Annotated in this window: 7 protein-coding genes, 1 tRNA gene and 1 pseudogene; 2 read left to right on the top strand and 7 right to left on the bottom strand. The window is 68.7% G+C overall.

The genetic code is table 11. The features are described from left to right. Positions 1 to 59 precede the first annotated feature (59 nt). The 4 genes from STRIP9103_RS02085 to STRIP9103_RS02070 all read right to left on the bottom strand — a co-directional run bounded on the left by STRIP9103_RS02085 (position 60) and on the right by STRIP9103_RS02070 (position 5,003). Complete coding sequence (locus STRIP9103_RS02085; RefSeq protein WP_048819538.1) at positions 60 to 1,493, bottom strand: GH1 family beta-glucosidase; 1,434 nt, start codon at positions 1,491 to 1,493, stop codon at positions 60 to 62. Between the two features lie 203 nt (positions 1,494 to 1,696). After that, positions 1,697 to 2,614: a carbohydrate ABC transporter permease gene (locus STRIP9103_RS02080; protein ID WP_009295876.1), complete on the bottom strand. Its 918-nt coding sequence runs from the start codon at positions 2,612 to 2,614 to the stop codon at positions 1,697 to 1,699. Positions 2,615 to 2,624: 10 nt separating this feature from the next. After that, positions 2,625 to 3,635 (bottom strand): carbohydrate ABC transporter permease, encoded by a 1,011-nt coding sequence (locus STRIP9103_RS02075; protein WP_009295893.1) that lies wholly within the window; start codon positions 3,633 to 3,635, stop codon positions 2,625 to 2,627. Between the two features lie 6 nt (positions 3,636 to 3,641). Then, the gene (locus tag STRIP9103_RS02070) at positions 3,642 to 5,003 is read right to left on the bottom strand and encodes an ABC transporter substrate-binding protein (RefSeq protein WP_009295889.1); all 1,362 of its coding nucleotides are present in this window, start codon (positions 5,001 to 5,003) and stop codon (positions 3,642 to 3,644) included. Between the two features lie 612 nt (positions 5,004 to 5,615). Between STRIP9103_RS02070 and STRIP9103_RS02065 the strand changes: the two genes are divergently transcribed. Beyond that, entirely contained in the window at positions 5,616 to 6,671 is a 1,056-nt protein-coding gene (locus tag STRIP9103_RS02065) for a LacI family DNA-binding transcriptional regulator (protein ID WP_048819540.1), read from the top strand. Positions 6,672 to 7,303: 632 nt separating this feature from the next. Here the strand turns inward: STRIP9103_RS02065 and STRIP9103_RS53725 are convergent. Continuing rightward, positions 7,304 to 7,663: pseudogene (locus tag STRIP9103_RS53725) on the bottom strand (SDR family NAD(P)-dependent oxidoreductase); the annotation flags it as partial. A gap of 995 nt (positions 7,664 to 8,658) precedes the next feature. Here STRIP9103_RS53725 and STRIP9103_RS02055 point away from each other — a divergent pair. Beyond that, on the top strand, positions 8,659 to 8,934 hold the full coding sequence (locus STRIP9103_RS02055) for a hypothetical protein (RefSeq protein WP_009295891.1): 276 nt from the start codon (positions 8,659 to 8,661) through the stop codon (positions 8,932 to 8,934). Positions 8,935 to 9,206: 272 nt separating this feature from the next. Here the strand turns inward: STRIP9103_RS02055 and STRIP9103_RS02050 are convergent. Beyond that, positions 9,207 to 9,279, bottom strand: a tRNA-His gene (locus tag STRIP9103_RS02050). 93 nt (positions 9,280 to 9,372) lie between these two features. Next, complete coding sequence (gene orn / locus STRIP9103_RS02045) at positions 9,373 to 9,975, bottom strand: oligoribonuclease (RefSeq protein ID WP_009295880.1); 603 nt, start codon at positions 9,973 to 9,975, stop codon at positions 9,373 to 9,375. Between the last annotated feature and the right edge of the window lie 22 nt (positions 9,976 to 9,997).

Below are 9,997 nucleotides of genomic sequence, written 5' to 3'. Positions count from 1 at the left end.
CCGGCCCCCCTTCCCCCCCGGAGGGCTCCCCCTGCCCCCGGCTTACGCCGCCCCGGTGCCTACGCCGAGGTCGTCACCAGCGGCGGCAGGGCCCCCGTCTTCGCCGCCTGCGCGTACCAGTACGCACTCGACTTCGGCGTACGGGCCAACGTGGCGTAGTCCACGTACACCGCCCCGAAGCGCTTCCCGTAGCCGTACGCCCACTCGAAGTTGTCCATCAGGGACCACAGGTAGTACCCGCGGACATCCGCGCCCTCGGCGATCGCGCGCCGGACCGCGCGCAGATGGCCGTGCAGGTACGCGATCCGCTCCGGGTCGTGGACACGGCCGTCGGCGTCCATCTTGTCGTCGTACGCGGCGCCGTTCTCCGTGATGTACAGCGGCAGGCCCGGGGCCTCCCGGGTGTACCGCATGATCAGCTCGTGCAGGCCCGTCGGGTCGATGGTCCAGCCCATCTCGGTGCGGTCGCCCGGTGTCTGGTGGAACAGGACGTCGTCCGCTCCCGGCCACGGCGAGTGGTCGCTCGCCCCGTGGCCGTCGGCGCGCGGGCCGGCCACGGTTTCCGGCGCCGCGCCCACCAGCGTGGGCGTGTAGTAGTTCAGGCCCAGCGCGTCGAGCGGCTGGTTGGCCGTCGCCACGTCACCGTCCTGGACGAACGACCAGTCCGTCAGCGACGACGTCGCCGCGAAGAGCGATTCCGGGTACGCGCCATGCAGCATCGGGCCGTGGAAGACGCCGTTCGCCAGGTCGTCGATCTTCTTCGCCGCCGCCTGGTCCTCGGGCGAGTCCGAAAGGGCGCGTACCACCGAGGAGTTCAGGCTCACCGCCACCGTGTTGCGCGACGGCATCGCCGAGCGCAGCGCCGAGACGCCCAGGCCGTGTGCCAGGTTCAGGTGGTGGGCCGCGCGCAGCGCCGCCACCGGGTCCGTGCGGCCCGGCGCGTGCACCCCGGAGCCGTAGCCCAGGAACGCCGTGCACCACGGCTCGTTCAGCGTGATCCACTGCTCGACTCGGTCGCCCAGCGCCTCGCCCACGATCCGGGCGTAGTCGGCGAAGCGGTGGACGATGTCGCGCTCGGGCCAGCCGCCCGCGTCCTCCAACTCCTGCGGCAGGTCCCAGTGGTAGAGGGTGACGGCCGGCTTGATGCCCTTGGACAGGAGCTCGTCCACCAGACGGCGGTAGAAGTCCAGGCCCCGCTGGATCGCCGGGCCCCGCCCGGTCGGCTGCACCCGGGACCACGAGATCGAGAAGCGGTACGAGTTGAGGCCCAGCTCCGCCATGAGCGCCACGTCGTCGCGGTAGCGGTGGTAGTGGTCGACAGCGATGTCACCGTTCTCGCCACCGGCGGTCTTGCCCGGCGTATGGCTGAAGGTGTCCCAGATGGAGGGCGTACGGCCGTCCTCCCGCACCGCGCCCTCGATCTGGTACGCGGAGGTAGCCGCGCCCCAGAGGAAGGCGGGAGGAAAGGTCACCGGCGTTGTGGGCTCAGGCATGGAAGCGCTCCCATTGGTGGTCGTATAGACCGACAGAGGTGAGTGGGGGGAAACGAAGAGCGGGAACAGAGGGAACAGAGGAGAACAGAGGAGAACAGAGGAGAACAGAAAGGAGAGAGGAGAGAGAAGAGGAGCGGAGAGAAAGGGGCCGAGGCGGCGGTGACCCGGCCCCCAGGGAATCCGACTATGAACGAATGCGGGCGTCAGCCCTTGACCGCACCCTGCATGATGCCCCCCACGATCTGCTTGCCGAAGATCGCGAAGACCAGGAGGAGGGGGAGCGTGCTCAGGAGCGCGCCCGCCATGATCAGGGCCTGGTCGGGGGTGTAGCCGCGGCCCAGGCCGGCGACCGCGACCTGGACGGTCGGGTTGCCCAGCTGGGTCAGGACCAGGAACGGCCAGAGGAAGTCGTTCCAGGTCTGGACGAACATCAGCATGCCGAGGACCGCCATGGCGGGCCGGGCCGCCGGGAACACCACGTGCCAGACGACCCGCCAGCTGCTCGCGCCGTCCACCCGAGCCGCCTCGATGATCTCGTCGGGCAGCGCCTGGATCAGGTACTGCCGCATGAAGAACACACCGAACGCGCTGACCAGCGAGGGCAGGATCACCGCCTGGAGCTGGTCGGTCCAGTCGAGCTTGGCGACCATCATGTAGAGCGGGATCACCTGGAGCTGCGGCGGCACCATCATCGTGCCGATCACGATCAGCATCAGGGCGTTACGGCCCTTGAACCGCAGCTTGGCGAAGGCGAACCCGGCGATCGTCGACAGGAAGACGATGGTCAGCGACGAAACGCCCGCCACGATCGTCGTGTTGAGGAACGCCTCGCCCAGATTGGCGTCACTCCAGGCCACTTCGATCTTGTCGAAGAGGTTCGCGCCGAACCAGAACGGCGGCGGGGTCTCCGCCAGCCGCGCGTTGTCGCGGGAGGCGGCGATCGCCGTCCAGAACAGCGGGAAGATCGACACGAGGGTGAAGACGATGAGGATGGCGTAGGCGATGCGGCCCGCGTGATGCTGCCCGCCCGCGCGCGCCGCCTTCGGACCACGCCTGCGCTTGCCGTTCTTCGGCGGCTCGGGCACCGCGTCGGCCGGGGGTTTGGTGATTGTCGTCGTCACGGCCGGTCTCCTAACTACTGGCGCGCAGCCGGCGCGAGATGACGTAGTTGATGATCCCGACCACGATGAGGATCAGGAACATCGTCCAGGCGATGGCGGAGGCACGTCCCAGGTGCTGGTTCACCCAGCCCTGCTCGTACATGTACAGGCCGAGCGTCTGGAACTGGTGCTGCGGGCCGCCGGAGGCACCCTTGTTGGCGTCGAACATCAGCGGCTCGGCGAAGAGTTGCGAGGCGCCGATGGTCGACACGACGACGGTGAACAGGATCGTCGGGCGCAGCGACGGCAGCGTCACATGGAGGAACTGCCTCCAGCGGCTGGCGCCGTCGAGGGCCGCCGACTCGTACAGGTCCTGCGGGATCGCCTGCATCGCGGCCAGGTAGATCAGCGCGTTGTAGCCGGTCCAGCGCCAGATGACGATGGACGAGACGGCGATCTGCGCGTACCACTTGTCGTTCTGCCAGTCGATGTTGTCGACGCCGAACAGGCCCAGGAACCAGTTGATCATGCCGTAGTCGCGGCCGAAGAGCAGCACGAAGACGAGGGTCGCCGCGGCGATCGACGTGGCGTACGGCGCGAGCATCACGACCCGGAAGAAGTTCGAGGCGCGCAGCTTGTAGTTGAGGAGGTGCGCGATGCCCAGCGCCATCATCAACTGCGGGACGGTCGAGATGATCCCGATGGTGAAGGTGTTCCTCGCCGCGTTCCAGTAGAACTCGTCGTCGAAGATCCGGGTGTAGTTGCGCAGCCCCGCCCACTCCATGTCGGTGGGCGCGGTCAGCTCCACCGTGTGCAGCGAGGCCCACGCCGTGTAGATCAGCGGGAACAGGCCGAACGCGACGAAGAGCATGAAGAACGGCGAGACGAAGGCGTACGGGCTCCAGCGCACGTCCCGCTGCCAGCGGCGGGACAGCCGGGCCCGCTTCCGGAGCGTCTCAGGTGATTCGACGGGCGGACGGGCCGGGGCCGCGCCCCCCTCCTTGGCGGGGGGCGCGGCGGCGGTGTCGTGCCGGGTGGCCATGACCGGTCACTGCTCCAGGTTGTTGTCGATGGTCTTGACCGCGTTCTCCCAGGCCTCCTTGGGCGACTTGCCCTGGGTCACCAGGATGACGCCGTTGTCGGTCAGGCCCTGCTGGATGATCTGGTCCTTCGGGCCGACCACCTGCACCGGGAGCTCCTTGGCCAGCGGCGCGTAGATCTGGCCGATCGGGGCGTCACCGGTCATCTTGTTCTTCGCGTCCTTCACCAGCGGCAGATCGTACGCGGCCTGCGCGGTCGGGAAGCTGCCGCGCTTGGAGAAGAGCTTGGCCTGCTGCTCGGGCGCGGTCAGCCAGGCGGCCAGCTTCGCGGCCTCCTCGGTGTTCTTGCCCGACTTCGGCACGCTGAGGAAGGAGCCGCCCCAGTTGGCGGCCTTCGGCGGCGCGGCCACGTCCCACTTGCCGGCGTTCTCCGGCTTCGACTTGCCCTCGATGTAGCCGAGCATCCACGGCGGACAGGCCATCGCGGCGAACTTGCTGTTGGCGATCGTGGTGTCCCAGGCCGGCTGGAACTGCGTCTGGTTGCCGATCAGACCGGCCTCGGCGGCCTCGGCGGTCAGGTCGAACGCCTTCTTGACGGCCGGGTTCGTCTTGTAGATGACCTTGCTGGAGGCGTCGTAGTAGCGCTCCTTCTCACTGCCGATGATGGCGTTGAACAGGCCGCCGGGGGAGTCCATGAAGGTGGTGCCCTTGGGGCCCTTCGCCTTGTAGTCCTTGCCGATGTCGACGAGCTTCGCCCAGTCGCCCGTCCACAGCTTGCCGACCTCCTCGCGGTCGGTGGGCAGACCGGCCGCCTCGAACAGGTCCTTGCGGTAGCAGATGGCCATCGGCCCGACGTCGGTGCCGAGCCCGATCGTCTGACCGTTCTCCGCGGTTCCCTGCTCCCACTTCCAGGGCAGGTAGTCGCTCTCCTTGCCGTACTTGGACAGGTCGACGAACTTGTCGCTGTACTTCTGCACCACTTCGGCGATGTTGCCGACCTCGATGCCCTGGATGTCCTGCAGACCGCTGTTGGTGGTGAGGTGGTTGACGAGCGGCGGGTAGTAGTTCTCGTTCCGCTCGATCACCGTCTGCTGGATGTCGATGTTCGGGTTCAGCTTCTCGTACTCGTCGTAGAGCCCGGCCTCCTCGAAGCCGAAGCTGCCGAAGAGCCCCAGGGTGATCTTGGTCTTGCCGCCGCCCTCGTTCGACGACGAGCCCTCCTCGTCCTTGCCGTCGTCAGCACAGCCGGCCAGCAGCCCGGCGCCCAACGCGGCGACGGTCGCGATGACCACCGTCTTTCGCGTTCTGCGGGCGATACGGGTGCCCCCGCCCGACCGCAGCCGAGAGTGGGGGAGGGTACGTGCTCGCATTGCGTCCTCCTGATGCCCTGACGTGCCGACCCCCCGGCCAACTGCGTTGTTGGGCCCGTTCGTGCTGCTGCGGCTCGGGCGGGGAACGTGCGGGATGTGTAAGTGCCAGGTACTGTGGGAGCGCTCCCACAAGTGATGTGTTGAAGAGTCGTCGGTTCGTGCGGGGGTGTCAAGGGAGCGAGCGCAGAGATATGTCTTCGGTTATCGGGCTGTTAACTAACCCGGGCGGCGAAGGCGGGACACGTCCCGATGGGACCGGATGGGGCTGGGCCGTCGCAGGGATACGGGCGGGCGAGGCGCGGCTGAAGTGCGGTGAGGTGCGCGTGAGCTGCGCGCGAGTGGCGGGCGGGGCTTCGAGGACCTCGGGGCTTCAGGAGGTGATCGCGGCGGCGGCCGAATGGTGGCGCCGGATGCCCGTACGAAGGCCTCCTGGGCGGTGCGGGAAGCCCTTCCGGGCAGTGCCGGAAGCCCTTCCGGGCAGCGCCCGGAAGCCGTCCTGGGCCGGGCGGTGCGCGAAGCCCTCCGGCTCCGGTCGATGCCCTGCCGGACGTCGTACGACGATCAGGACTGTTAGATTCCACGCCAGCGGGGTGTGAACGGGAGGCGACCATGGTGGCAGGCCACGGGGCACGGGGCCGGAGCGGCGGGCGGCCGACGCTGGAAGAGGTCGCCGCACGGGCCGGGGTCGGCCGGGGCACGGTGTCCCGGGTGATCAACGGCTCGCCGAGGGTCAGTGAGGCGACCCGCGCGGCGGTCGAGGCGGCGGTCGCGGAGCTCGGTTACGTCCCGAACACGGCGGCCCGCGCCCTCGCGGCGAACCGTACCGATGCGATCGCGATGGTCGTGCCCGAGCCGGAGACCCGCTTCTTCGCGGAGCCGTACTTCTCCGACATCCTCAAGGGTGTGGGCGCGCAGCTGTCCGACACGGAGATGCAGCTGCTGCTGATCTTCGCGGGCAACGACAGGGAGCGCCGGAGGCTGGCCCAGTACCTGGCGGCACACCGGGTGGACGGCGTCCTTCTGGTCTCGGTCCACGCGGACGACCCGCTCCCCGATTTGCTTTCACAGCTGGAAATCCCGGCGGTGATCAGCGGCCCGCGCTCGGAGTACGAGACGCTGCCGTCGGTGGACTCCGACAACTACGGCGGTGGCCGTTCAGCGGTGGAACACCTGATCGAGCGAGGTCGTGCCCGCATAGCCACGATCACCGGCCGCCTGGACGTCTACGGTGCCCAGCGCCGCATCGACGGCTACCGCGAGGCCCTGGAGGACGCCGGCCGTGAGGTCGACGAGGACCTGATCGTCCCCGGTGACTTCACGGAGGAGGGCGGCCGGAGGGCGATGAGCGAGCTGTTGGCGCGGTGCCCCGATCTGGACGCGGTGTTCGCCGAGTCCGACGTGATGGCGGCGGGCGCCCGCCAGGTCCTCCGCGAGGCCGGCCGCCGCATACCCGACGACGTGGCGCTGGTCGGCTACGACGACTCGGCGATCGCCCGCCACATGGATCCCCCGCTGACGAGTGTCCGCCAGCCCATCGAGGAGATGGGCCGAGCCATGATCGACCTCCTCCTCGACGAGATCGCCGACCACCGCCCGGCGGTCTCCCGGGGACTGGACCGCCGCCAGGTGGTACTGCCCACGGAGCTGGTGACGCGGGCTTCGTCCTGAGACGGGGCTCAGATCGCCGAGGCGCCGATGACGGCGACCTCCTTGCCCGGTCCGGTGCCGCGGTCGCCGTAGACCCGCTCGCCGTTGTGGTCGAGGGCGGTGTGGGTCCGGACGTGGCCATCTCCTTCGCCGTACGGGTTCAGGCGTTCCGTGCGCCGAAGAGGTACTGGTTGCCGATGCCGATCAGGAGCGGGCCGCCGTACTCCAACCCCCAGGAGCCGCGGGCGATGTCCCGCGACGCGGGCCCGACCCCCACGGTGCGTGTGCCTCATACTCCTCTCTCGGGCTGCGGAACGGGGTGTTCGGTGAAGGGTCTCGGGAGCAAGGAAGACCGGTGTGGCCACCCGCTGTTGGGTGTGGACCGCATCGAGGGCCCGGTGGCGGCGTACCTCGACGGGGCCGGTGAGGTGTTCCGGGTGTTCGGGAAACAGGACTCGGGGTGTGAGTCGTACGGCGTGCGGCTGCCGGACACGGGCGAGCGGTGGTTCGTGAAGACGGCGGTCACCGGCCCGGCCCGGGAATCGCTGGAGCGGGGCTGGGCCTTTCACCGGGCCGTACGGCACCCGGTGATCGTCCCGCAGACGCACCGGATCGCGGTGGGGGACGACGGCGACGGTGGCACCTTGGCCGTGGCGGAGGTTGACCGCGATGACGCGGTCGAAGTCGTCGCCGTCAGCGTCCGCGGTCTCGCTGACCGGGGCCTGGATGCCGGCGTTGTTGTAGGCCGCGTCCAAACGGCCGAACGCGCTCACCGTCTGGTCGACGGCCCGGGCGACGTCGGATTCGTCGGCCACGTCGCAGCGGAGGGCGATCGCCCGGTGTCCGGCCGCCGTCAACTGCTCGGCCGCCGCCTGGACAGCGTCCAGGTCGCGGTCGGCGAGCGCGACGGCGGCGCCCGCCTCGGCGAATGCCTGTGCGGCGGCCAGGCCGAGGCCGGAGCCGGCGCCGGTGACGAATGCGGCCTGGTTGTCGAGGGAGATGTTGATCGTCATGTCCTTGGGATTCTCCTTGGGATTCTGAGAAAGGGTGAACAGGGGTGGCCGGCGTCGGTCGAGCAATGTCCGGACGCCGAAGCAGGGGGATGTTGTGCGGGGGCGCCGTCATCGAGGTGCCGCGTCGAGGTGCCGCGTCCGCTTCTGCCGACCCCACTGACCATGCAACGCGAAACGGCCCGGACCTGGGAGTCCCGGCTGTGAGGGGTACTGACAGAAACCCCCAAGCTGCCGGCCCCAGGGCGTGGACGACGGCCTATGGCCGTCCGCCCGGTGCTGGCGCTTGGCCTGCGGCTGCCCGCCCTATGCGGGCAGCAAGGGGCCCCGGTGACTCGGTGAGCCGCGCGGAGAACAGTCCCAGCGAGGGGCAGGCCCAGCGAGCATCGAGCATCCTGTCGATCGACGGAGGAACCGCCATCCGCCCATTCCGCCCGCGCATAACCGAGGCCGCGGTCACGACCGTGGCAGGAAGCAGACCGTCACCCGAGAGCGCGCGACTCCAGCGGCACCCGCCTCGATCGCCTTGCACCGAGGCCGCCGATCTCCTGCTCTCCTGCGCGGCAGCCGGCCCAGGGCGGAGGCGGGCCGGCACAGGGCGAGCGCGGGCAGGATCCTCCCCGTAGGCGATGGCCGTGCCCGGCCTCAACCCCGAGATTCGCGGCGCGTGCTGGCTGGCTGGCTGTGATCGGGTAGGCGGAGACCGACAACGGCCCCGCCTGCCCGATCTTTCTTTGCGTCGCCCTTTGCCATCCTTTGTCCTTTTCCTCATGATCCGGTGGCGCTCACGGCGTTCGCCGGACCTGGGCCACACGCCCCCGGTTGCCGGTGGATCCCTGGGCGCCAGGCCGAGAAGCAGGTCACGACGCCGCCTCATGGCAACGGAGCCCGAGAACCTACACCGGCCTACGACCCATATCACCAGAATGCGCGCTTTGTGATAGATCGCGGCGGCATGGGTACCCCGAGTCGAGTACGCCCAAAGAACGGAGCACGCCATGGTCATCAAGAGACTCCACGACTTCGGCATACGCAGCGAACACGCCTACATGGCTGCCATCGGCAGCATCGGCGCATCCTTCGTCACCTGGTACACCAGCCTCAAAGCCGAGCCCGGCACCGGCCTCGCCCGCGCCGACCGGTGGGGGATCTTCATCGGCGAATGGGCGCCCACCTTCTTCGGCCTCGGCCTCGCCCTCTCTCACTACGAGCAGCACGAGGGCACCCTCACCACCAGCGTCCGCGAACTCTGGGAAGAGAAGAAAGCCAGCTGACGACGCGAGCGGCAACCCCATGCAAAGGCCCTCGCCCTCCCGAAGGAGGACGAGGGCCGCAACAGTTCACACGTACCGACGACGGGTTGGGTCGAGCCCGGCCGCGACCGGACTCGAGGGATCTTCATCACCCGGAGGCGGAGCAGTACTCCGACGGCGCACCAGCGCATCCGGATCCCACGAATTTCTTGATCGGTTCCCGCGATGTTCCCAACATGTGGCCCACGACGAAGGGCTGACCTGTTTTCACAGGTCAGCCCTTGATCATTAAGGGTGAGTGACGGGACTCGAACCCGCGACATCCTGGACCACAACCAGGTGCTCTACCAGCTGAGCTACACCCACCATGACCGGCGGTTCATCCGAAGGTTTCACCGACCGGCCGAGAAAAAGTGTACAGGGTCCGAAGGGGTGCTCGCGCCAGCCTTTACCGGCGGGTCATCGCGCAGGTAGGACGTGCTTCGCCGCGATCGTACGGGCCGTCTCCGAGTCGGGGCCGGGCTGCGGGACGAAGATCGCCTCGCGGTAGTAGCGGAGCTCGGCGATGGATTCGCGGATGTCGGCCAGCGCCCGGTGGTTGCCGTTCTTCTCGGGGCTGTTGAAGTACGCCCTCGGATACCAGCGGCGGGCCAGCTCCTTGACCGACGAGACGTCCACGATGCGGTAGTGGAGGTAGTCCTCCAGGGTCGGCATGTCCCGGACCAGGAAGCCCCGGTCCGTGCCCACCGAGTTGCCGCACAGGGGGGCCTTGCCCGGTTCCTTCACATGCTCGCGTACGTACGCCAGGACCTGCTCCTCCGCGTCGGCGAGCGTCGTGCCGCCGGGGAGGGCGTCCAGCAGGCCGGACGCGGTGTGCATCTGGCGCACCACCTCCGGCATGGTCTCCAGCGCCGAGTCCGGCGGGCGGATGACGATGTCGACCCCCTCGCCGAGTACGTTCAGCTCGGAGTCGGTGACGAGGGCGGCCACCTCGATGAGCGCGTCGTCGGACAGCGAGAGGCCGGTCATCTCGCAGTCGATCCACACCATGCGATCGTTCATGTGTCTCACCTTACGGCCCGTG

It is taken from the genome of Streptomyces ipomoeae 91-03 (assembly GCF_000317595.1).
Classification (GTDB): domain Bacteria; phylum Actinomycetota; class Actinomycetes; order Streptomycetales; family Streptomycetaceae; genus Streptomyces; species Streptomyces ipomoeae.
This window is presented reverse-complemented; position numbering and strand designations above follow the sequence as displayed.

Coding starts and splice junctions, on each gene's coding strand:
- STRIP9103_RS02085 (WP_048819538.1), bottom strand. CDS start 1,493: ATGCCTGAGCCCACAACGCCGGTGACCTTTCCTCCCGCCTTCCTCTGG.
- STRIP9103_RS02075 (WP_009295893.1), bottom strand. CDS start 3,635: ATGGCCACCCGGCACGACACCGCCGCCGCGCCCCCCGCCAAGGAGGGG.
- STRIP9103_RS02070 (WP_009295889.1), bottom strand. CDS start 5,003: ATGCGAGCACGTACCCTCCCCCACTCTCGGCTGCGGTCGGGCGGGGGC.
- STRIP9103_RS02055 (WP_009295891.1), top strand. CDS start 8,659: ATGGTCATCAAGAGACTCCACGACTTCGGCATACGCAGCGAACACGCC.
- orn (WP_009295880.1), bottom strand. CDS start 9,975: ATGAACGATCGCATGGTGTGGATCGACTGCGAGATGACCGGCCTCTCG.